This window comes from Streptomyces sp. NPDC034111 (assembly GCF_055575375.1).
This window is the reverse complement of the sequence record NZ_JBVIST010000012.1, coordinates 24,050-44,514: the sequence shown is the minus strand read 5'-3', so window position 1 is coordinate 44,514 and position 20,465 is coordinate 24,050. Positions and strand designations below refer to the sequence as shown.

The following is a 20,465-nucleotide window of genomic DNA, read 5'->3' as shown; positions in this document are numbered from 1 at the left end:
CGCCCGGGCGAATGCCGGATAAACTCCTCCGGAGAAAAGAAGATAAGGCGCTGAGCGGGCCGACACGCGGCCGCCCGGAAGGGTTTGAGAATCGCTGGGAATTCCTTTCCAAATCCCTGTGGCGAAGCCTCGATTGAGACCCATTCCACATCACATCGTCATTACAAAGCGCACAGTTTGACCAAGCCGCTACATCACACGCGGTAACGTCGATTGAGTGCGTACCGATGAGAAGCTCGACCAGATGGAGGAGCGCCCGACCGATCGCGCCCGGCCACCGCAGATGACCCGGACCCGCCTTTGGCTGTTCGGCGGCACGTTGGCGGTGTACGCGGCGATCGTGGTCGGAGTGCTGGCCACTTCATGGCTGGTCACCTTCGACTGGCAAGTCATGTTCTTCAGGCCGTACAAGCAATGGCCCGAGATCCATGCCTTCCTGGACTACTTCGTCGTGCTCGGCCAGCGCGGACCGACCGCGGTGGCGGTGGCGGCCTGGCTGGGCTGGCGCTGCTGGCGGCAGCGCAACCTCCACCCCCTGCTGGTGCTCGGGGCCTCGCTGCTGCTGCTCAACATCACCGTGGGCGCCGCCAAGCTCGGCATGAGCCGGCTCGGCCCGCACTACGCGACGACCGTCGGCTCCAACGAGATGTGGCTCGGGGGCGACATATTCCCCTCGGGCCACACCGCGAACGCCGTGGTCACCTGGGGCGTACTGGCCTATCTGGCGACCACTCCGCTGCGCCGCCGCACCCTGTCGGTGATCGCCGCGCTGGGCGCGCTGGGCGTCGGTATGACCACCGTCTACCTCGGCACGCACTGGGTCAGCGACGTACTGCTCGGCTGGGCCGCCGGGCTGCTGGTGCTGCTGGCGATGCCGTGGCTGGAGCCCGGCATCCTCTGGGTGGAGGACCGCATCATGGGCATCCTGCTGCGGCTGTGGCTGCGGCTGCGCCCCGATTCGCTGCGCGGCCCGCTGCCGTCCGGCTCGCTGGCCCCTGGGGTCTCCCGGCAGCGCATCGCCCCCGATGGCGAGGTGCTGGTACGCGAGACCATCGGTGCCGGCACCGGCGCCCGCTCCGCCGCCCGCGCCCCGGACGGCTGGCCGCACCACCCCCCGCGGCCGCACACCCTCCGCTCGGAGCGCACCCCGGTCACCCCGGCGGGCAGCAGGCGGCCGCCGCACGCGGACCGCGTCCCGCGCACCACGCCGCTGAGCCCGACCTCCGGGCGCGGCCGCAACGGGAGCGGCTGACCGCCCCCATGGACCGCGGGGCCGGTACGCACACCCCACCCCGCGACGAAGGCCCCGGCCACTCCTCCTGGAGCGGCCGGGGCCTTCGTCGTCCCTGCGGCGGGCGTTCGGCATGCTCAGCCCTGCCAACTGCGGTGCACCGTGTCGTCCTTCACCTCGAAGTTGAGCCGCCCCGCGAGGTACTCCATGGTGATGATCGCGCCCGGCGGCAGCGAGCGGACGGTGGTCCAGCCGCGCTCCCGGGCCCGCTCCTCGGCGTCCTGCCGGGCGAGGCCGACATACGCCTCGATGTCGTCCTGGGGGTTGGGGGGAAGGTTCGGTACATCAGCCATGACAGCCACCGTAGGCGCCCGCACCGGCCCGTGGAAGGGCCGCCCTCGCACACCCCGGTGACTTACCGGTCCGCCAATGGTCACACTTGTGTCACAGCGGACGTTCCGTCGTTCGCCGGAACTTCCGTCACCCGTACGCGCCGTGTGACGGCGCAACCGGGTGGAAAATAAAACCGCCGGAATTCCACCTTGATCAAACACGGAACGGGCCCGGCCGATCGGGGCCGGCCGGTGGTCCGGGAATTAATCCGGCGTCAGCGCTGGATTTCCATTACCGGACGCCCTGAATCGACCGGCCGGAAATTGGCCAAGGCGACACACTCCACACACATTTTCCGCACATCGCCCAGCCCGCCGGATCACGGACACTCCCCCGGCGCCCGCCACCGGCCCTCCGGATCCGGTCATCACGGCCCGCCCGCCCGGCCGTCGGCCCGGCCGTCGGCCAGCGTCCGGGAGAGCCGGTCCCTGATCTCCCGGATCCGGTCCAGCAGCTCCGGCGGCTCACGGACCTCGAAGTCGAAGCCGGTCATGACGAGGTGGATCACCATCAGCTCCAGGCTCTGCGCCCCCGTGCGCAGCAGACACCGTTGCCCGTCCACCGCCTCCAGCATCCCCGCTGCCGGGCTGAGGCGCGCCGCGGCCTGCTCCGCCGAGGCGTGCAGCAGCACGGTGGCCTGCCGGGCGTACACCCGGGTGGAGATGCCCTCCGCGACGTACCCGGCCAGGTCCTCGGCGGGCGGGGGGCGGGGCGTGAAGCGGGGGCCGTGCGGCGGAGTGGGGGCGATCCGGTCCGCCCGGTAGGTGCGCCAGTCCGCGCGGTCGGTGTCCCAGGCGACGAGGTACCAGTACCGCCGGACGTTGACCAGCCGGTGCGGTTCGACGCTGCGGCGGGAGACCGTGCCGTCGTGCGTCGTGTAGTCGAACCGCAGCCGGCGGCAGTCCCGGCAGGCGTGCGCCAGCTCGGTGAGGACCTGGGGGTCCACCCGGGAGCCGCGGTGCTCGGGCAGCGCGACGGTGAAGGCGTTCAGCGCCCCGACCCGGCGCTGAAGACGGTGCGGCAGTACCTGCTCCAGCTTGGCCAGCGCGCGTACGGACGTCTCCTCGATGCCCTCGACGCCGCCGGCCGCGGCGGTGCGCAGCCCGACGGCGACCGCCACCGCCTCCTCGTCGTCCAGCAGCAGCGGCGGGAGCTGGGCCCCGGCGCCGAGCCGGTAGCCGCCGGCCGTCCCCGGCGCGGAGTGCACGGGGTAGCCCAGCCCGCGCAGCCGGTCGACGTCCCGGCGCACCGTGCGCGGGGTGACAGCGAGGCGGTCCGCGAGCTCCGCGCCGGACCACTCGCGATGGGCCTGGAGCAGTGAGAGCAGGCGCAGCAGACGTGCCGAGGTCTCCAACATGCCCCGAGTCTCGCAGCCTTCGCGGACAGCACCGGTCCTCGATGCGGCGCCGGACCGCGGACCGCTACGCCGTCAGCTCCCGTCCGGCCCGGCCACCCGTACGGCCAGGTCGTTGTCGAGCGTGTAATAGGGGCCGACCCTGACCTCTCCCCTGCCGGAGGGCACCGGGAGCGCCGGGTAGGCGAACACCTGCTTCTTGTCCGCGACATCGTCCAGGAGGCGGGCGATCCGGACCGGGCGGGCGCCCTCGGCGGGGCGCAGCCACAGGTCCCAGGGCTCGCTGCCGCTCTCCCAGCGGCCGGCCAGCTCCGCGTAGGGCAGGGTGAAGGTGAACTCCGGGCCCTCGGCGGTCAGCGGGACGGTGACGGTGGCCGGCTCCCCCGCCCCGGTCCCGGGTCTGCGCCGCACACGGGCCTCGGCCCGGGCACCGGCGGCCGGTACGGCGCCGTAGAGCCGCCCGGAGACGGTCATCCCGTCCGGCGCCACAAGGATGTCGCCGGCCTCCGCATGCGGCCCGCGCAGCCAGCTGCGCAGCGCCAGATTGCCGAACTTGGTCGCGTACGGGATCCGTACGCCGAGCCGGCCGATGCCCGCCAGCGGCCGGCGGTCCACCAGCGACCGCAGATCGTTGACGCCCGGCCGCAGCCGGCGCGGGTCCCGGCCGTCGCCGAGGTCCGCATAGGCGTTCCAGCGGCCCTCGGCGAGCGCGACGGTGCTGGGCAGGACGGCGCGCAGCCGTCCCGCGCCGTTCGGCCCCAGCGGCAGCCGCACCTCGTCGTCCGCGCCGTCACCGCCGCGCAGCCGCAGCACCAGCGCCGCGCTCCAGGCGACGGGGGTCTCCTCGGGCGCGGTCAGGTCGAAGGTGAGGCCGCCCGCGGAGTCCGCGATGCAGTCGGCGCGCAGTTCGCCGGGCGCCGGCGCCCCGTCCGGCCGCTTTCCCGGCTCGGCCCGCTGCTCGGTGCCGTGGGGCCCCGCACTCACCGCGACCGTGGGTTCCTGCTCGATGGCGGCCGACTCCTTCATCTCTTCTCCGGTCACGGTCAATTGGCTCGCTGCGGTCATGCGACCCGCACCCCTCCCAGCGCGGCGCGGGCCGCGTCCTTGGTGGCGTAGGCGCCGCTGAGCAGGGCGCCCCGGAGGCGGTGCAGGCTGCCGGGCAGCCGGCCGGACCGCCGGCGCGCCAGCAACTCGCCGAACAGCGCCTCGTAGCGGCCCGCGACCCGGCCGGGGTCGAAACGGGCCGACGAGACCAGCGCGGCGGCGCCCATCCGCCTGCGGGCCGCATCGTCGTTGATCAGTTCGAGCAGCGAGCCGGCCAGCGCCCCGTGGTCGCCGACCGGCACCAGCCTGCCGTCCACCCCGTCGGCGATGATCTCGCCCGGCCCGTGCGGACAGTCCGTGGCCACGACCGGCAGCCCGCACCGCATCGCCTCGACGATCGTCATGCCGAAGGCCTCCAGGCTGGAGGAGACCGCGGCGATCGAGCCCTTGGCCCACTCGGTCTCCAGGGGGTTGGCCGGGCCCATCAGGAAGACGTGGTTGTACAGGCCGAGTTCGGCTATCAGCCCGCGCAGTTCGGCCTTCTCCGCGCCGCCGCCGTAGATCCGCAGCCGCCAGTCCGGCCGCTCGGCGACGACCTGCGCAAAGGCCCGTATGAGCACGTCGTAGCGCTTGACCCGGGCGAGCCGGCCGGCCGCGACGACCCACTTGCCGCTGCCGTCGGCGGGCGGAAGGCCGGGCGCGGGCACGCTGTTGGGCACCGCTTCGATGCGGACGCCGGGCAGCCGGAGCGTCCCGCGGTAGGCGCGGGCGTCGGCCTCGGTGACGGTGGTGACCGCGTCCAGCCGCGGATAGGCGCCGCGCAGCGCCAGTTTGAGCGCCCGGCTGTGGGTGTCCAGGGTCAGATGCTCCTGGCCGACCCGGACCGGGCCGCGGCGGGTCTGCCGGGCGATGTGCACATTGAGCCCCGGCCTGGTGCCGACCACCACGTCCGCCTCCACCCCGCGCAGATGCTGGGCTATCCGGCGGTCGGTGAGCTCGCTGTACTGCCCGAAGCGGCCCTCGGCGGCGGGGAAGACCTTCGCGGGACGGGCGTGGGCGGGGTCGGCGCCGTCGAAGGTGGGGCTGGACTCCCTGAGGTCCACGAGGTGGCGCAGCGCGACGCGGGGGCCGAGGTCGAAGACCGGGGCGTCGCGGTGGCGCAGCACGGACACGATCTCGACGTCATGCCGTTCGGCGAGCGTGCGGGCCAGGTTGAACGTCGTGCGGATCGTCCCCCCGATGCCGTAGGCATTGTGAATCAGGAATGAGATGTGCATCCGTCCCCGTGTCCCCTGGTCTTCCGGTCGTTCGAGCGCCCCCCAGGGACCTCTCGCGCCCCCCGGCGGCGCAAGAGGTCCCTGCTCAACTGAACGCAAAGACCTCGGAAGGCGGTTCCGGGTTGGGCACTTTCGCCAAGATGTTCCGAAAGAGTTAGGACATCGGTAGCCATGACAGGCAACCACCATGTCCCGTATCCCGTCCGCCCCCGTAGAGCCTGCTCCGTCCCGGGCCGCCGGCGGTCCGCTTCAGGGCAGCCGCAGCCTGAGGCCGTCCACCAGCCGGTTCGGGTTGCCGCCCACGGCCTGTCTGTTGGCCTTGTAGAGCGCCCGCCAGCCGCCCTTGACGTGGTACCTGCGGGCGATGCTGCGCAGGGTGTCCCCACGCCGGACGACATACGTCCGCTCGGGGGCGATCAGCCCGTAGCGCCTGGCGCACACGGGCCAGGCGCCCCAGCCCTGGACGGCCTGTACCCGCTTGGCGATGTCGATCTGCTCCTCCCGGCTGGCGAGGTCGGCGCGCGGTGCGTAGGCGAGGCCGCCGAACTCCTCCCAGGTGGGCTGCCAGAACTGGAGGCCGCCGTAGAAGGAGTTGCCGCTGTTGACGTGCCAGTCGCCGCTGCTCTCGCACTCGGCGAGGCAGCCCCAGGGCCACTGGTCGACGGCGCAGGCGTGCCGCGCCTTGTCGTCGCCGCGGGCGGCGCCGCCCGCGCCGTCCCCCGGCGGCCCGTCGGCGGCCGCGCCGCCGGGCACGGCCAGGACCAGGGCGGTGGCTGCCGCGGTGAGCAGCCCGGCGGATCCCACGAGGCGCCGCGGCGCCGAAGAGTTGTCCGACATAGCCGGTGACGGTAGGCAGCCGCCGCCCGCCGGCCGGCGCGCCACGCCCTCCAGGGACCGGTCCCACCCGCTCCGGTGTACACAACGCCGCCAACTGCGCCACCTTCTGCACACCCGCCGATGGTAAGTGACCGCTTCTCAGGCGCCTTTCCGTGGTTTCCCGCTGTGCGGGGATTGGTTCGATTCTGTTCCCGTCGCCGCGTGACTCCGGCCGCAGGTCACCCGTTGTCCTTGTACGAGCCGGGAGACCGCCCGGCAGACGCTCAGAGATCGAGGAGCCACCCGTGCCGCGCATGCTCGACGTCAGCGACGACGTTCGCGCCGAGATCGGCGACGAAGAAGCCGACCGCCTGCTGGCCGGTGGCGACGCCCCCGGCAGCTATGACTGCACCTCCTGCCGGACCCCCGGAGACAGCGAGCAGGAGCGCACCAGCACCGTCCTGTTCGTGGGCGAGGAGACCGCGGTGCTCGCGTTCGCCCACGCCACGTGCATCCCCTCGCAGGTCGTCCCGGTATCGGAGGAGCAGCTCCAGGGAGCCGTGCGCTCCATCACCGGTGAGGACGCCACCCCCCGTACCCCCGGCGCGCAGGCCAATCCGGCCCCCGTGGGCGACCGCCAGGCGACCCTGGGGATCACCTGCGGTCTGGTGCTGGTCGAGAACGATCTGCGCCCGGCCCTGGTGGTCGAGCCGGACGGCCCGATCGCCCGCCCGGGCTCGGTCGGCCTGGACGACCAGTTCCTTCCGCTCCTCATGGAGCACGGTTTCCAGCCGGTGACGGACATGAACCAGCTCCCCGCCCTGAACCCGGGCTGGTCGGCGCTGCTGGCCATGGGCAAGCTGCACGCCGTCCTCCAGCCGGGCAACGCCGGCGCGCAGGCCGCCTGGTGGCAGGCGCATCAGCCGCTGGCGGTCTCCGACGGCTGGCGGGCCGCGGCCAACAAGGCCCAGGCGGTGCTGATGTACGCCGCGCCCGCGGGCACCATCGGCCACCAGCCGCGTGAGGACCTGATGCGGCAGGCGCTGGAGGATGCAGCCGCGAAGGGCGCCCTGGTCGCCGCGGCGCTGCCGCTCGCCGGCACCTGACGGTCCAGCGGTAACGACCGCGGGGGCAGAACCGCCGATCCGGCCGGTCCTGCCCCCGCGTTCGGCCATTTCCGCCGGAAAGCCGCATCCCACGGCCGTCGAGGTCGTTGGCACATACGTGCACGCATACGACCCGTCCTCCCGCGCCCCGTACCCCGCCCCGATCCCCGCCATGCGCCCGTCGCACGAACGCGGACCGACCCACACGACCGAGCGCGGCGCCACGCCCATCTACGACGCGCTGTACGCCGAGTACCGCCGCTCCTTCCGGGCGCTGCCCGGGGACCGTACGGACGAGCCGGAGCTCCCGGAAGCACTGCGCGGCAGCGGGAGTTGGGCCCGTACGGCGGCCTCCGCGGGCCAGTGGGAGGTCGTCGGCCGCCAGCCGTACCACCCCCGCGGCCACGCCCCCGCCCTTCCCCCGGCCCCACGCGACGCCCGGCGCCACAGCCACTGACCTGCGGGGGGCCAGGGAGCCGGGGCGTGGCCGGGCAATCCTGGGCCGGGGTCCGGCCGGCAAGCCTCGGCGGGACCCGCCGGGGCGTTACTTCTTCCTGCTGCGCTTCTCCCGCACCCGCACCGAAATGTGGATCGGCGTCCCCTCGAAACTGAACTCCTCACGCAGCCGGCGCTCGATGAAGCGGCGGTAGCCGGCCTCCAGGAAGCCGGAGGCGAAGAGGACGAAACGCGGGGGCTTGGTGCCGGCCTGGGTGCCGAAGAGGATGCGGGGCTGCTTGCCGCCGCGGATCGGGTGCGGGTGCGAGGCGACGATCTCGCCGAGGAAGGCGTTCAGCCGCCCGGTGGGGATACGGGTCTCCCAGCCGGCCAGTGCGGTCTCGATCGCCGGGACCAGCTTCTCCATGTGGCGGCCGGTGCGCGCGGAGACGTTGACCCGCATCGCCCACGGGACCTGGACGAGGTCCCGCTCGATCTCCCGCTCCAGGTAGAAGCGGCGCTCCTCGTCGAGGGTGTCCCACTTGTTGTAGGCGATGACCAGGGCGCGTCCGGCCTCCACGGCCATCGTGATGATCCGCTGGTCCTGGACGCTGATGGATTCCCCTGCGTCGATCAGGACGACCGCGACCTCCGCCTTCTCGACGGCCGCCGCGGTGCGCAGCGAGGCGTAGTAGTCGGCGCCCTCCTGGAGGTGCACCCGGCGGCGGATACCGGCGGTGTCCACGAACTTCCAGGTCTTGCCGCCCAGTTCGATCATCTCGTCGACCGGGTCGCGGGTGGTGCCGGCCAGTTCGTTGACCACCACCCGCTCCTCGCCGGCGACCTTGTTCAGCAGCGAGGACTTGCCGACGTTCGGACGGCCGATGAGCGCGATCCGGCGGGGGCCGCCGACGGCCTGGCCGAAGGTCTGCGCGGGAGCCTCGGGCAGCGCCTCCAGCGCGGCGTCGAGCATGTCGCCGGTGCCCCGGCCGTGCAGCGCGGAGACCGGGTAGGGCTCGCCCAGGCCCAGGGACCAGAGCATGGCCGCGTCGGCCTCGCCGGACGGGCCGTCGACCTTGTTGGCGACCAGCACCACCGGCTTGCCGGCACGGCGCAGCAGCTTGACGACCGCCTCGTCGGTGTCGGTCGCGCCGACCTTGGCGTCGACGACGAAGATGACCGCGTCCGCGGCCTCGATGGCGAACTCGGCCTGCATCGCCACGGAGGCGTCGATGCCGAGCACGTCCTGCTCCCAGCCGCCGGTGTCGACGACCTTGAAGCGGCGGCCGTTCCAGTCCGCCTCGTAGGTGACCCGGTCGCGGGTGACGCCCGGCTTGTCCTCGACGACCGCCTCACGGCGGCCGATGATGCGGTTCACCAGCGTCGACTTGCCGACATTGGGGCGGCCGATGACGGCGAGGACGGGCAGCGGACCGTGGCCGGCCGCGGCGATGTCGCCCTCGACCTCCTCCAGGTCGAAGCCCTCCTGCGCGGCGAGCTCCATGAACTCCGCGTACTCGGCGTCGCCAAGCGCACCGTGCTCGTCGCCGGTGGGGATCTGGTCGTTCATGAAGTCCGTTCCTCACGCATTCAATGTGCGGCTACGCCGCGTGGTCTTCGTGAGCGGTGGGCCGCTCGTCCGCGGTCCACCACTCAAGTGTGGGTCAGCGCCCGGTCAGGCGCCGTGCCTCGGCCAGGTGGGCGGTCAGCCGCTCCTGGATCCGTACGGTCGCCTCGTCGAGCGCCTTACGGGTGCGCCGGCCGCTGCGGTCGCCCGGCGCGAAGGCGTCGCCGAAGACGACGTCGACGCGGGACCGCAGCGGCGGCACGGCCGACGTCAGCCGGCTGTGGCGGTCCTTGCTGCCGAGCACGGCCACCGGCACGACCGGTGCGCCGGAGCGCACCGCGAAGTACGCCAGGCCCGCGCGCAGCGAGGCGAAGTCGCCCTCGCCGCGGGTGCCCTCCGGGAAGATCCCCAGCACGCCGCCGCGCTCCAGCACCCCGAGCGCATCGGTGATCGCCTTGCGGTCGGCGGTGCTGCGGTCCACCTTCAGCTGCCCGATGCCCCGCAGAAACGGGTCCAGCGGGCCGACGAAGGCTTCCTTCTTGATCAGGAAGTGCACCGGCCGCGGCGCGGTACCCATCAGCATCGGGCCGTCGATGGCGTGCGAGTGGTTGACGGCGAAGATCACCGGGCCGGTGGACGGCACCCGCCAGGCACCCAGTACCCGCGGCCGCCACAGCCCGTACATCAGGCCGATACCGATCCGCCGGCCGACGGCGGCGCCGGCCGCACTCGGGAGGCCGGGCCGCTGCCCGGCCTCGCCCGCGGTGCTCAGCACCCTGTCAGGGTCGGTCACCGGGCGAGCCCCGCCTTTTCGGCGCTGACGCCCTCGATGAGGGTGACCACACACTCGATGACCTGCTCCAGCGTCAGCTCGGTGGTGTCCACCTCGACGGCGTCGTCCGCCTTGGCCAGCGGGGAGGTCTTACGGGAGGAGTCGGCGGCGTCCCGCTTGATCAGCGCCTCGCGGGTGGCGGTCAGATCGGCGGCCTCCTTGCCCTTGAGCTCACCGCTGCGGCGGGCTGCCCGCGCCTCGGGGGAGGCGGTCAGGAAGACCTTGAGGTCGGCGTCGGGCAGGACCGTGATGCCGATGTCCCGGCCCTCGACGACGATGCCGTTCGGCGCCTCGGCGGCGATGGAGCGCTGGAGGTCGGTGATCAGGGACCGCACCTCGGGGACCGCGCTGACGGCGCTGACCGCGGCGGTGACCTCCTGGGTGCGGATCGGGCCCGCGGCGTCCAGGCCGTCGACCGTGATGGTCGGGGCGGCCGGGTCCGTGCCGGAGACGATCACGGGCTTGGCAGCGGCGTCGGCCACCGCCGTCGCGTCCTTGACGTCGATGCCGTTGTTCAGCATCCACCAGGTGATCGCACGGTACTGGGCGCCGGTGTCGAGGTAGCCGAGGCCCAGCTTGGCGGCCACGGCCTTGGACGTGCTGGACTTGCCCGTGCCAGCGGGGCCGTCGATGGCGACAATCACTGCTGCCGGGGCGGTCCGAGCGGCGGTTTCCACGGTGACGAACACCTTTCTTGTACACGGGGCGGGGGTCCAAGGGCCATAAGGGCCTCGCACAAGGTTACTGGCTCACCCGCACGGCGCCGTCCACGGTCTCACTGCCGGATCGACCACCCCCGCTCCCGCAGCTCCGCGGTCAGCACCGGCACCGCCTGCGGCTTGACCGTGAGCTGGATGAAGCCCGCCTGCTGGCCGGTGGCGTGCTCGATGCGGACGTCCTCGATGTTGACCCCGGCCCGGCCGGCGTCGGCGAAGATCCGGGCCAGCTCACCGGGCTGGTCGCCGATGTAGACCGCGACGGTCTCGTACGCGGCGGGGGCGGCGCCGTGCTTGCCGGGGACCCGGTCGCGGCCGGCGTTGCCGCGCCGGAGCACGTCCGCGATGCCGCTCGCACCGCCGCCGCGCTTGTCCTCGTCGGCGGACTCGAGGGCGCGCAGGGACCGTACGGTCTCGTCCAGATCCGCGGCGACCTCGCTCAGCACATCGGCGACCGGCCCGGGATTGGCGGAGAGGATGTCGATCCACATCGCGGGGTCGGAGGCCGCGATCCGGGTCACATCGCGGATGCCCTGGCCACAGAGGCGGACGGCGGTCTCGTCGGCGCCCTTGAGGCGGGCGGCGACGAGGCTGGAGAGTAGCTGCGGGGTGTGCGAGACCAGGGCGACGGCGCGGTCGTGGGCGTCCGCGTCCATCACCACAGGGACGGCACGGCACAGCGCGATCAGCTCCAGGGCGAGGTTGAGCACCTCGGTTTCGCCGTCCGGGGTCGGGGTGAGCACCCAGGGGCGGCCCTCGAAGAGATCGGCGGTGGCGGCCAGCGGGCCGGAGCGCTCCTTGCCGGCCATGGGGTGCGTACCGAGGTAGCTGCTCAGGTCACAGCCCATCGCCTCCAGCGCACGGCGGGGTCCGCCCTTGACGCTGGCCACGTCGATGTACGCCCGGGCCGCCCCGCGCCGGATGGCGCCGGCGAGCGCCGCCGCGACATGGGCGGGCGGCACGGCCACGATGGCCAGATCGACCGGCTCCGGGGGCGGCTCGGCGGTGCCCGCGCCGAGCGCGGCGGCCGTCAGGGCCTGGGCCTGGTCGTGGTCCTCCAGGAAGACCTGGACGCCGCGCGCCTCGAGCGCGAGCGCGGCGGAGGTGCCGATCAGGCCCGTTCCGATGACGAGTGCGGTTCTCACTGCGCGATGTCCTTTCGCAGCGCCGCGGCCGCGCCGAGGTAGACATGGGCGATGCCGGCCTTGGACAGTCCGGTCTCGACGTGGGCGAGCACCCGCACCACCCGCTCCATGGCGCCGGCGACCGTCAGCTCCTGGGCGCAGATCAGCGGGACGTCCGTGATCCCCAGGGCGCGGGCGGCGGCGGCCGGGAAGTCGCTGTGCAGATCGGGGGTGGCCGTGAACCACACGCTGATCAGGTCGTCCGCGAGCAGCCCGTTGCGCTCCAGGATGGCGGTGAGCAGCTCGCCCACCTGCTCGTGCATATGCTCCGCGTCGTCCCGCTCCAGCTGGACCGCCCCGCGGACCGCTCGTACCGCCACGTCACTGCTCCCCTTGCGTCGTGTGCTGCGTCTGCTGCGTCATCCACCTGCTGCACGCACTGATCAGCGTAACCAGCCGCACTGACATTCCGTACGCGACGGGTGACGGCGGGATGAGCCGGGCCGGCGGTCCACGCGGGCGGCGAGCGGCCGCGCACCGAGGGTGGCCGGGCCGCCCGGCCACCCCGCATTCCGCCGCTTAAACCTGGTGACATGCGCCGCCCCACCAGCCACAATCGCCGCCATGCCGGAAGCCGCCACAGGTCACTCGCTGGTCGTCGAGCACACCGTCTATGCGTGTGTGATGGGCTCACGCGCCTTCGGGCTGGCGACGGAGAGCAGCGACACCGACCGGCGCGGGGTGTTTCTCGCGCCGACCCGCCTCTTCTGGGGCTTGGAAAAGCCGCCGACGCATGTGGAGGGGCCGCGCGAGGAGGAGTTCTCCTGGGAGCTGGAACGCTTCTGCCAGCTGGCGCTGCGCGCCAACCCCACCGTCCTGGAGTGTCTGCACTCGCCCTACGTGGAGCGCATCGACGCCACCGGCCGGGAGCTGCTGGAGCTGCGCGGTGCGTTCCTGTCCCGGCAGGCCCATCGCACGTTCACGGGCTATGCCGTCGGGCAGCTCAAGCAGCTGCGGGCCGATGTGCGCCGGCACGGCGCCCCCCGCTGGAAGCACGCCATGCATCTGCTGCGTCTGCTGGCCGGCGCCCGCGATCTGCTCCGTACGGGCGTCCTCACGCTGGACGTCGGTGAGGCCCGGGAGGAGCTGCTGGCGGTCAAGCGCGGCGAGGTGGCCTGGGACGTGGTCGAGCGGCGGATGGCGCGGCTGTCCGAGGAGGCCGAAGCGGCGGTGTCCGGCTCGCCGCTGCCGGCCGAGCCGGACCGGGACCGGGTGGCGGACTTCCTGTTCCGGTCCCGGCGGGCGTCGGCACTCGGCTGAGGCCGCGCCCGCCGCCCCGGCCACGCAGGGGCCTCACCGCGCCGCGGGCAGGCCTTCCAGCCGGGCCCGGACGATGAGGTCGTGCAGCGCGTCGCGGGCCGCCGGGGCGTCCGGCAGGGCCGTCGCGGCCTGGGCGGCGTCCAGCCGGGCGTGCAGCGCCTCGACGTCCGTACGCAGCCGTGCCGGGTCCACCAGGTCACCGGCCGCGCCGTGTTCGGCCGCCTCCTTGGCCGCGATCAGCTCCGGCACGTAGGCGGGCGCTGCCAACTCGCCCACCAACGTGGGCAGATGGGGCTGTACCCGGCCGCTGGCCATCAGATGGATACCGGTGAGCAGCACCCGCAGGGTGTACAGCAGCGGCTTCAGCTCGCCGGTCTTCTCGAAGAGCCGCCACTGGGTCAGCGCGAAGCCGCGGTAGTGGTGGGCGTGGTGGGCGGTGAGCAGGTCCGGGGCGAGCGCGATCAGCTCCTGGTGCACCTGTGTGGTGTGCACGACGAGGGGCGAGAGCAGCTGCTCCAGTACGTAGCCGTTGCGGCGCAGCAGGAGCCGGGCGAACTTCCGCAGGTCGTGCGAGACGAGGTCCATCTCGACGCGGTCCCGGTCCCACATCCGGGTCCGGGTCTCCTCCGGCTCGTGCAGTCCGACGAGCGCGGCCGGCGGCAGCAGATGCGCACCGCGCAGGTCGACGTCGGAGTCGCGGGAGGGGAAGCCGTACAGATGCGCGCCGGAGACCGTCGCGAAGACCAGCGGATCATCCTGTTCCGCGACGACGGCCCCCAGGTCGACGGCGGGCAGCCCGGCTGCCCGGAGACCCGCTCCCCGCCCCGTCTCCGTCACGTTCTCAGTCATCCCAGGCCTCCCCCAGTGCCAGCAGCTCCTCGCGGTACTCGATCCGGGCGGCCCACTCCTCGGGCCAGGCGCCCGGTCCCAGGTGGGCGCCCGCGAAGGCGCCGGCCAGGCAGGCGATCGAGTCGGAGTCGCCGGAGCTGCACGCGGCCCGGCGCAGCGCGGTCAGCGGCCGGTCGGGGAAGAGCAGGAAGCACAGCAGTCCGGTGGCCAGCGCCTCCTCCGCGATCCATCCGGCGCCGGTGGCCGCGCACGGGTCGGCCTCCGGGTCCGGTGCGGCGAGCGCCGCGTCCAGCCGGTCCAGGACGCCCAGGCACTCGTCCCAGCCGCGTGCGATGAACGCCGTCGCGGACGGGTCCTGGCCCCGCCGCCACAGGTCGCCGAGCCAGTCCTCCCGGTAGACGGTGCGCTGGTCGTGGGCGTACGTACGGAGCAGACCGGGCAGCGCGGCGGGCCGTGCGCCCTCTGCCAGCGCACGGACGGCGAAGGCGGTCAGATCGCTCGCGGCGAGCGCGGTGGGGTGCCCATGGGTCAGCGCGGACTGGAGCTGGGCGGCGCCGGAGCGCTGCTGCGGGCTCAGCCCCGGCGCGAGCCCGAGGGGCGCGACCCGCATATTGGCGCCGCACCCCTTGGACCCGGCCTGGGTGGCCTCCACCCAGGGAAGGTCCTGGTCGCTGAGCAGCTGACAGGCGCGCAGGCAAGTGCCGCCCGGGGCCCGGTTGTTGTCGGGCGAGCGCCACCAGGACACGAACTCCGCGCGCACCGGGGCTTCGAGGCCGGCCGCGGTGAGCTCACCGCGCTCCATGGCCGTGCGCAGTCCCCGCCCCAGGGCCAGCGTCATCTGGGTGTCGTCGGTGACGAAGGCGGGGTCGGGCAGCGCCATCTGCCACCACGGCCCGCACTTCGCGAGGATCGCCGGTACGTCGTTGAACTCGGTCGGAAAGCCCAGCGCATCGCCGAGCGCGAGCCCGATGAGCGCGCCCGTGGCGGCGGACCTCGTTGCCCCCGTGAACCCCATGAAAAAAACCACCCCTTAATCGTCACAGTGACGTTAAGGGGTGGCGGGGCAGCGCGCAAGGCACTTTCGTACGAGCGCGCGCCGGCCGTCCTGTTTTTTCCCCGCCGCCCACCCCCCTTCGGGGGGTGGGCGGGTGTAGTGGGGACCCCCACCGGGGCAACGGACCGCTCGCGGTCCCTACAGCTCCACCTCGCGCATCAGCATGCCGACCTCGGTGTTGGTCATCCGGCGCAGCCAGCCCGACTTCTGGTCGCCCAGGGAGATCGGTCCGAAGGCCGTCCGCACCAGCTTGTCGACCGGGAAGCCGGCCTCGGCCAGCATCCGGCGCACGATGTGCTTACGGCCCTCGTGGAGGCTCACCTCGACGAGGTAGTTCTTGCCGGTGTTCTCCACGACCCGGAAGTGGTCGGCGCGCGCGTAGCCGTCCTCCAGCTGGATGCCGTCCTTGAGCTGCTTGCCCAGGTCGCGCGGGAGCGGGCCCTGGATGGCGGCCAGGTAGGTCTTCTTGACGCCGTAGCGCGGGTGCGTCAGGCGGTGCGCCAGCTCACCGTGGTTGGTGAGCAGGATGATGCCCTCGGTCTCGGTGTCCAGCCGGCCGACGTGGAACAGCCGCGTCTCACGGTTGGTGACGTAGTCGCCCAGGCACTGGCGGCCGTCCGGGTCCTCCATGGTGGAGACCACCCCGGCCGGCTTGTTCAGCGCGAAGAAGAGGTACGACTGGGTGGCGACCGTCAGGCCGTCGACCTTGATCTCGTCCTTCTCGGGGTCGACCCGGACGCCCTGCTCCGTGACGATCCGGCCGTTGACCTCGACCCGCGCCTGGTCGATCAGCTCCTCGCAGGCCCGCCGCGAGCCCATACCGGCCCTGGCCAGCACCTTCTGGAGCCGCTCGCCCTCCTGCTCCCCGAACGTCTTGGGAGTCTTGATCTGCGGCTTGTTGTGCCGGGCGCGGTTGCGCTCCTCGACCTGGGCGTCGTACTCACGGGGCCGGGCGGGCGCCTGGCCACGGCCGCGCTGGGGACCGCCGCCCTTGCCGCCGGAGCGGGCCGCCTTGGACGCGGCGCCCGTACGGGGACCGCCCTTGGCACCGCCGCGGGCCGCCGCGCCACGGCTGCCGCCGCTCTTGGCACCACCGCCCCCGCGCTCGTCCTTGGAGCCCCCGGGGCCACCGGTTCCGCCCACGTCGTAGCGGCGCTCCTCAGGACGGGGGCGGCCGGCGCGCTGCTGCTTCTCGTCCTTCTTTCCCCCAGCCTTCGGCCGGGAGGTACCCCCACCCGCGCCGCGGTAGTCGCCGCGCCCGCTGTCCCTGTTGTTCCTGCCGCTGCTTCGCATCAATGATCCGTCTGAGAGTCGCCGCTGTCGTCTACGTCGAACGACGGGATACCTTCCGGCGAGTCGCCCTCGACCGCGTCCGCCTCCGGGAGGAACGGTGCGAGCTCAGGGAGCTCGTCCAGACCACGCAGGCCCATCCGCTCCAGAAAGTAATTCGTCGTCCTGTACAGGATCGCACCTGTTTCAGGTTCCGTCCCCGCCTCCTCCACCAGGCCGCGCTGGAGAAGCGTGCGCATCACGCCGTCACAGTTCACACCGCGAACGGCGGAGACCCGGGAACGGCTGACCGGCTGACGGTACGCGACCACGGCCAGAGTCTCCAATGCGGCCTGGGTGAGCCGGGCCTGCTGCCCGTCCAGGACGAAGCTCTCCACGGCGTCGGCGTACTCGGCGCGGGAGTAGAAACGCCAGCCGCCGGCCACCAGGCGGAGATCGAATCCGCGGCCCTGGCGCGCGTAGTCGTCGGACAGCTCGCGCAGTGCCAGGGCGACCGCCCGCCGGGGCCGTTGCAGCACCCTGGCCAGGTGCTCCTCGGTCGCCGGCTCGTCGACGACCATGAGGACGGCCTCCAGCGCGGGCTTCAGCGCCAGCTCGGCCACGCCCAGCGCCCCGGCCGGCGCCTCCGGGCGCTCCCCGGGGCCGCCGTCGTCCGCACCGGCCTCCGTGATGTCGTACGCCTCGGGGCCGCCGGGCGCCCCGGGGGCTGCGTACGTCCCGGTGGTGCCGTCCTGCCCGCCACCGGCGGACGTCCCGCCGCCGGCCGCCGCGCCGCTCATGCCTGCTCCTCTTCCGCTGCCTCGCCTGGTTCCGCTTCCGCGGCCCGTTCCGCCGCGACGGGCGCCCGCTCCCCCGGTTCCTGGTCGAACTCGTCCGTGACCTGTGGCGCGGCCCCCTCCGCACCCGTCCAGCGGACCGTGAGCGCGCCCAGGGCCTCCTCCTGGTCCAACGCCACCGCCCGCTCGCGGTAGAGCTCCAGAAGGGCCAGGAAGCGCGCCACGACGGTGAGGGTGTCCGGTGCGTCCGCGACCAGCTCCTGGAAGGTGGTCTCGCCCGCCTCCCGCAGCCGCGCCATCACCACCGCGGCCTGCTCCCGCACGCTCACCAGCGGGGCGTGGATGTGGTCGACATAGACCTGCGGTTTGGCCTTGGGCTGCATCGCCTTGACCGCGAGCCTGGCGAAACCCTCGGCCCCGATGCTGATGACGACCTCGGGCAGCAGCTCGGCGTACTGGGGCTCCAGCCCGACCGTACGGGGGTAGCGGCGCGCCTCGTCCACCAGCCGCTCGCTGAAGATGTCCGCGATGCGTTTGTACGCGCGGTACTGCAGCAGCCTGGCGAAGAGCAGATCGCGGGCCTCCAGGAGCGCGAGGTCCGCCTCGTCCTCCACCTCGGCTGCGGGCAGCAGCCGGGCCGCCTTCAGGTCCAGCAGGGTCGCCGCGACCACCAGGAACTCGGTGGTCTGGTCCAGGTCCCAGTCCGGCCCCATGGCCCGGATGTGCGCCATGAAGTCGTCGGTCACCTTGGACAGCGCGACCTCGGTGACATCCAGCTTGTGCTTGGAGATCAGCTGGAGGAGGAGATCGAAGGGGCCCTCGAAGTTGTCGAGACGGAGGGTGAACGTCCCGTCCCCGCCCTCGGCCGCAGACCCGGCCTCCCCGCCCTCGGCGGGAGCTTCCGTGACCTCGGCGGGGGCCTCCGTCACCTCAGCCTCGTACGGCGCCTCACGCCCCACCGGTTCCTCAGGCGCCGCAGGCACTTCAGGCGCCGCCGGCACCTCGGGCACCTCACGCACGGAAGGCTCGTCAGGCTCTTCAAGCACCACAGGCGCCTCAAGCGCCTCCCGTGTCCCCGGTTCCTCCGGCCCGGCGCCCGGCCCGCGCCCGAGTCGTCTGCGGGCGCGGGGCGCGGGGGCATCGTCGTTGGTCGTCGGCATCGCGGTCCATGGTGCTGCGGTCCCGCGCCGGGGCGACGGGCTGGTCACGGGCGGAAGACCCGCCGGAAGGGCAGGCTATCCCGTACGCGCCCCGGACACGCCTCAGGCGCCGCCCGGCTAACGTCCGCGCAGCCGGCGCACCAGGATGCTGGCGTCGCCGCGGGACTCCAGGTCGGCGAGGACCACGGCGACCGCCTCGCGGACGATCCGGCCGCGGTCGACGGCGAGGCCGTGTTCGCCGCGCAGGACCAGGCGGGCGTGCTCGAGGTCCATCAGCTCCTCGGCGGAGACATAGACGGTGATCTTCTCGTCGTGGCGTTCCCGGCCGCTGGGGCGGCGGTTGGCACCGCGGCCACCGCGGCGGCGGCTCTGTCCGCCGGCCGCGGCGTCGGTGGCGGACTGACCGGCCTGACCCGAGGAGTTCGCCTGGGCCCGGTGGCCCTTGGCGCCGTCGCTGTCCGTCTCGCGGCCGCTGTGCTCGGCCGGGGGCGTGACCGCGGGCACCCGGGGCGGGGTGGCAGGTCCGCCGTCACCGGCCGTTGCCGGGGTGTCCGAGCCGCCGTTCCCGGGCCGCCGCTGCCGTGCGGCGGCGGGCGTCTCCGGCGCCTCCGCGGCCGGATCGGGTTCGCCGGCCGGCGACGGCACCCGGGGCGCCTCGCCGTTGGCCGCGGCCGCCGAACCGTTCGCCGTACGACGGGGGCTGGAGGGCTGGAGCCCCCCTCCCCCGGTGGTGCGGAACAGTTCGTCGGCTCCCGGCAGACTCACTCGGCGTGACACCGGGCGAGCACCTCCCTGGCGAGCTGGCGATAGGCGGCGGCACCGACGGAGTTGGAGGCGTACGTGGTGATCGGCTCGCCCGCGACGGTGGTCTCCGGGAAGCGGACCGTGCGGCCGATGACGGTGTGGTAGACGTGGTCGTCGAAGGCCTCGACGACGCGCGCCAGCACCTCGCGGCTGTGCACCGTACGGGAGTCGTACATCGTCGCCAGGATGCCGTCGAGCTCCAGCTCGGGGTTGAGCCGCTCCTGGACCTTCTCGATGGTCTCGGTGAGCAGCGCGACACCGCGCAGCGCGAAGAACTCGCACTCCAGCGGCACGATGACCTTGTGAGCCGCCGTCAGGGCGTTGACGGTGAGCAGGCCGAGCGAGGGCTGGCAGTCGATGACGATGTAGTCGTAGTCGGCCAGCAGCGGCTTCAGGGCGCGCTGAAGGGTCGACTCGCGCGCGACCTCGCTGACCAACTGCACCTCGGCCGCGGACAGGTCGATGTTGCTGGGCAGCAGGTCCATGTTGGGGACCGCGGTCTTCAGCAGCACCTCGTCGGCCGACATGCCCCGCTCCATGAGCAGGTTGTAGACCGTCAGGTCGAGCTCCATCGGGTTGACGCCGAGTCCGACCGACAGGGCGCCCTGCGGGTCGAAGTCGACGAGCAGCACCCGTCGGCCGTATTCGGCGAGTGCGGCGCCCAGGTTGATGGTCGAGGTGGTCTTGCCGACCCCGCCCTTCTGGTTGCACATCGCGATGATTTTCGCCGGGCCGTGGTCCGACAGCGGTCCGGGAATGGGGAAGTAAGGGAGCGGGCGTCCGGTCGGGCCGACGCGTTCGCGGCGCTGGCGCGCGGCGTCCGGCGCGAGCGTCGCGGCGTATTCGGGGTCCGGCTCGTACTCCGCGTCCGGATCGTAGAAGTGCCCCTCGGGCAGGTCGTCGTAGTCGGCGAGACGGGCGGGTTCTCCACTGCCCCGGTCGCCGGCCATGGCGTTCACGTGATGGCCGTCCATGCTCTGGTGGGCTGTCGTGGAAATGCTGTGTTGGGCTGCGAAGGTGTGGACCGCGACGGAGCCGACAGCCTCGCGCCCCGAGGGACCCTGGGCCCGTGCAACCACTCCTGGTTGAGCACCTCCGGGAGAAAATGTCGACTCATTCACAAGTCGTCTTACCTCCTTGGATGTGACCAGGAAACTTTATCGATAGGTCAGCGTGGCACCATGCCGACGGTTGGCGACTCTATGGCGTGTCGGGCGTCCGCAGCAACACAATCCACCGGACCCGGCACGATGTGTCGGTAACCGGACCCCCCGATGTCAAGAGCGCAAGCGGTATCGGACCGATGTTTCGGGGGTA

21 protein-coding genes are annotated in these 20,465 nt (G+C 72.8%); 4 read left to right on the top strand and 17 right to left on the bottom strand.

All coding sequences use genetic code 11. The annotated features are described in order from the left end of the window. Window positions 1-217 precede the first annotated feature (217 nt). Complete coding sequence (locus tag ACZ55A_RS24630; protein ID WP_468843882.1) at window positions 218-1,252, top strand: phosphatase PAP2 family protein; 1,035 nt, start codon at window positions 218-220, stop codon at window positions 1,250-1,252. A 116-nt stretch (window positions 1,253-1,368) separates the two neighbouring features. Here the strand turns inward: ACZ55A_RS24630 and ACZ55A_RS24625 are convergent, their stop codons facing one another. The 5 genes from ACZ55A_RS24625 to ACZ55A_RS24605 form a co-directional block, all read right to left on the bottom strand. Beyond that, the gene (locus ACZ55A_RS24625; RefSeq protein ID WP_468843879.1) at window positions 1,369-1,584 is read right to left on the bottom strand and encodes an I78 family peptidase inhibitor; all 216 of its coding nucleotides are present in this window, start codon (window positions 1,582-1,584) and stop codon (window positions 1,369-1,371) included. Window positions 1,585-1,991: 407 nt separating this feature from the next. Beyond that, window positions 1,992-2,981, bottom strand: a complete 990-nt coding sequence (locus ACZ55A_RS24620; RefSeq protein ID WP_468843876.1) for a helix-turn-helix transcriptional regulator — start codon at window positions 2,979-2,981, stop codon at window positions 1,992-1,994. Window positions 2,982-3,053: 72 nt separating this feature from the next. Beyond that, complete coding sequence (locus ACZ55A_RS24615) at window positions 3,054-4,043, bottom strand: hypothetical protein (protein ID WP_468843873.1); 990 nt, start codon at window positions 4,041-4,043, stop codon at window positions 3,054-3,056. Beyond that, complete coding sequence (locus tag ACZ55A_RS24610) at window positions 4,040-5,299, bottom strand: glycosyltransferase (protein ID WP_468843871.1); 1,260 nt, start codon at window positions 5,297-5,299, stop codon at window positions 4,040-4,042. The genes ACZ55A_RS24615 and ACZ55A_RS24610 overlap by 4 nt, the downstream gene beginning before the upstream one ends. Window positions 5,300-5,548: 249 nt before the next feature. After that, window positions 5,549-6,136 (bottom strand): transglycosylase family protein, encoded by a 588-nt coding sequence (locus ACZ55A_RS24605; protein ID WP_468843868.1) that lies wholly within the window; start codon window positions 6,134-6,136, stop codon window positions 5,549-5,551. 284 nt (window positions 6,137-6,420) lie between these two features. Between ACZ55A_RS24605 and ACZ55A_RS24600 the strand changes: the two genes are divergently transcribed. Then, the gene (locus ACZ55A_RS24600) at window positions 6,421-7,221 is read left to right on the top strand and encodes a hypothetical protein (RefSeq protein WP_468843866.1); all 801 of its coding nucleotides are present in this window, start codon (window positions 6,421-6,423) and stop codon (window positions 7,219-7,221) included. A 118-nt stretch (window positions 7,222-7,339) separates the two neighbouring features. Beyond that, the gene (locus ACZ55A_RS24595; protein ID WP_468843864.1) at window positions 7,340-7,678 is read left to right on the top strand and encodes a hypothetical protein; all 339 of its coding nucleotides are present in this window, start codon (window positions 7,340-7,342) and stop codon (window positions 7,676-7,678) included. 87 nt (window positions 7,679-7,765) lie between these two features. Here the strand turns inward: ACZ55A_RS24595 and der are convergent, their stop codons facing one another. The 5 genes from der to aroH form a co-directional block, all read right to left on the bottom strand. Further along, window positions 7,766-9,226 (bottom strand): ribosome biogenesis GTPase Der, encoded by a 1,461-nt coding sequence (gene der / locus ACZ55A_RS24590; protein WP_468843861.1) that lies wholly within the window; start codon window positions 9,224-9,226, stop codon window positions 7,766-7,768. 94 nt (window positions 9,227-9,320) lie between these two features. Further along, entirely contained in the window at window positions 9,321-9,908 is a 588-nt protein-coding gene (locus tag ACZ55A_RS24585) for a lysophospholipid acyltransferase family protein (protein ID WP_468844229.1), read from the bottom strand. Window positions 9,909-10,012: 104 nt separating this feature from the next. Continuing rightward, complete coding sequence (cmk, locus tag ACZ55A_RS24580; RefSeq protein ID WP_468843859.1) at window positions 10,013-10,744, bottom strand: (d)CMP kinase; 732 nt, start codon at window positions 10,742-10,744, stop codon at window positions 10,013-10,015. 86 nt (window positions 10,745-10,830) lie between these two features. Beyond that, on the bottom strand, window positions 10,831-11,916 hold the full coding sequence (locus tag ACZ55A_RS24575) for a prephenate dehydrogenase (RefSeq protein WP_468843856.1): 1,086 nt from the start codon (window positions 11,914-11,916) through the stop codon (window positions 10,831-10,833). Continuing rightward, on the bottom strand, window positions 11,913-12,275 hold the full coding sequence (gene aroH / locus ACZ55A_RS24570; RefSeq protein WP_468843853.1) for a chorismate mutase: 363 nt from the start codon (window positions 12,273-12,275) through the stop codon (window positions 11,913-11,915). Before aroH ends, ACZ55A_RS24575 begins: the two co-directional genes overlap by 4 nt. Window positions 12,276-12,519: 244 nt before the next feature. Here aroH and ACZ55A_RS24565 point away from each other — a divergent pair, with 244 nt between their 5' ends. Next, window positions 12,520-13,215: a nucleotidyltransferase domain-containing protein gene (locus tag ACZ55A_RS24565; RefSeq protein ID WP_468843850.1), complete on the top strand. Its 696-nt coding sequence runs from the start codon at window positions 12,520-12,522 to the stop codon at window positions 13,213-13,215. 33 nt (window positions 13,216-13,248) lie between these two features. Here the strand turns inward: ACZ55A_RS24565 and ACZ55A_RS24560 are convergent, their stop codons facing one another. From ACZ55A_RS24560 to ACZ55A_RS24530, 7 genes are all read right to left on the bottom strand, one after another. Then, window positions 13,249-14,064 carry a nucleotidyltransferase domain-containing protein gene (locus ACZ55A_RS24560; protein WP_468843848.1) on the bottom strand — a complete coding sequence of 272 codons (816 nt, stop codon included), beginning with the start codon at window positions 14,062-14,064 and terminating at the stop codon, window positions 13,249-13,251. Then, the gene (locus ACZ55A_RS24555; protein ID WP_468843846.1) at window positions 14,057-15,079 is read right to left on the bottom strand and encodes an ADP-ribosylglycohydrolase family protein; all 1,023 of its coding nucleotides are present in this window, start codon (window positions 15,077-15,079) and stop codon (window positions 14,057-14,059) included. Before ACZ55A_RS24555 ends, ACZ55A_RS24560 begins: the two co-directional genes overlap by 8 nt. Window positions 15,080-15,256: 177 nt before the next feature. Further along, window positions 15,257-16,411 (bottom strand): pseudouridine synthase, encoded by a 1,155-nt coding sequence (locus ACZ55A_RS24550; RefSeq protein ID WP_468843843.1) that lies wholly within the window; start codon window positions 16,409-16,411, stop codon window positions 15,257-15,259. Further along, window positions 16,411-17,187 carry an SMC-Scp complex subunit ScpB gene (gene scpB, locus ACZ55A_RS24545; RefSeq protein WP_468843841.1) on the bottom strand — a complete coding sequence of 259 codons (777 nt, stop codon included), beginning with the start codon at window positions 17,185-17,187 and terminating at the stop codon, window positions 16,411-16,413. Before scpB ends, ACZ55A_RS24550 begins: the two co-directional genes overlap by 1 nt. Further along, a complete protein-coding gene (locus ACZ55A_RS24540) occupies window positions 17,184-18,344 on the bottom strand; it encodes a segregation and condensation protein A (RefSeq protein WP_468843839.1) in 1,161 nt (386 codons plus the stop codon). Before ACZ55A_RS24540 ends, scpB begins: the two co-directional genes overlap by 4 nt. Before the next feature lie 117 nt (window positions 18,345-18,461). Then, window positions 18,462-19,121 carry a hypothetical protein gene (locus ACZ55A_RS24535; RefSeq protein WP_468843837.1) on the bottom strand — a complete coding sequence of 220 codons (660 nt, stop codon included), beginning with the start codon at window positions 19,119-19,121 and terminating at the stop codon, window positions 18,462-18,464. Continuing rightward, the gene (locus ACZ55A_RS24530) at window positions 19,106-20,122 is read right to left on the bottom strand and encodes a ParA family protein (protein WP_018087947.1); all 1,017 of its coding nucleotides are present in this window, start codon (window positions 20,120-20,122) and stop codon (window positions 19,106-19,108) included. The genes ACZ55A_RS24535 and ACZ55A_RS24530 overlap by 16 nt, the downstream gene beginning before the upstream one ends. Window positions 20,123-20,465 lie beyond the last annotated feature (343 nt).

Bases quoted from the DNA above. Each gene is read 5' to 3' on its own strand.
- ACZ55A_RS24625 (WP_468843879.1), bottom strand. From the start codon at position 1,584: ATGGCTGATGTACCGAACCTTCCCCCCAACCCCCAGGACGACATCGAG.
- ACZ55A_RS24620 (WP_468843876.1), bottom strand. From the start codon at position 2,981: ATGTTGGAGACCTCGGCACGTCTGCTGCGCCTGCTCTCACTGCTCCAG.
- ACZ55A_RS24615 (WP_468843873.1), bottom strand. From the start codon at position 4,043: ATGACCGCAGCGAGCCAATTGACCGTGACCGGAGAAGAGATGAAGGAG.
- ACZ55A_RS24610 (WP_468843871.1), bottom strand. From the start codon at position 5,299: ATGCACATCTCATTCCTGATTCACAATGCCTACGGCATCGGGGGGACG.
- ACZ55A_RS24605 (WP_468843868.1), bottom strand. From the start codon at position 6,136: ATGTCGGACAACTCTTCGGCGCCGCGGCGCCTCGTGGGATCCGCCGGG.
- der (WP_468843861.1), bottom strand. From the start codon at position 9,226: ATGAACGACCAGATCCCCACCGGCGACGAGCACGGTGCGCTTGGCGAC.
- ACZ55A_RS24585 (WP_468844229.1), bottom strand. From the start codon at position 9,908: ATGTACGGGCTGTGGCGGCCGCGGGTACTGGGTGCCTGGCGGGTGCCG.
- ACZ55A_RS24565 (WP_468843850.1), top strand. From the start codon at position 12,520: ATGCCGGAAGCCGCCACAGGTCACTCGCTGGTCGTCGAGCACACCGTC.
- ACZ55A_RS24560 (WP_468843848.1), bottom strand. From the start codon at position 14,064: ATGACTGAGAACGTGACGGAGACGGGGCGGGGAGCGGGTCTCCGGGCA.
- ACZ55A_RS24555 (WP_468843846.1), bottom strand. From the start codon at position 15,079: ATGGGGTTCACGGGGGCAACGAGGTCCGCCGCCACGGGCGCGCTCATC.
- ACZ55A_RS24550 (WP_468843843.1), bottom strand. From the start codon at position 16,411: ATGCGAAGCAGCGGCAGGAACAACAGGGACAGCGGGCGCGGCGACTAC.
- scpB (WP_468843841.1), bottom strand. From the start codon at position 17,187: ATGAGCGGCGCGGCGGCCGGCGGCGGGACGTCCGCCGGTGGCGGGCAG.
- ACZ55A_RS24540 (WP_468843839.1), bottom strand. From the start codon at position 18,344: ATGCCGACGACCAACGACGATGCCCCCGCGCCCCGCGCCCGCAGACGA.
- ACZ55A_RS24530 (WP_018087947.1), bottom strand. From the start codon at position 20,122: ATGGACGGCCATCACGTGAACGCCATGGCCGGCGACCGGGGCAGTGGA.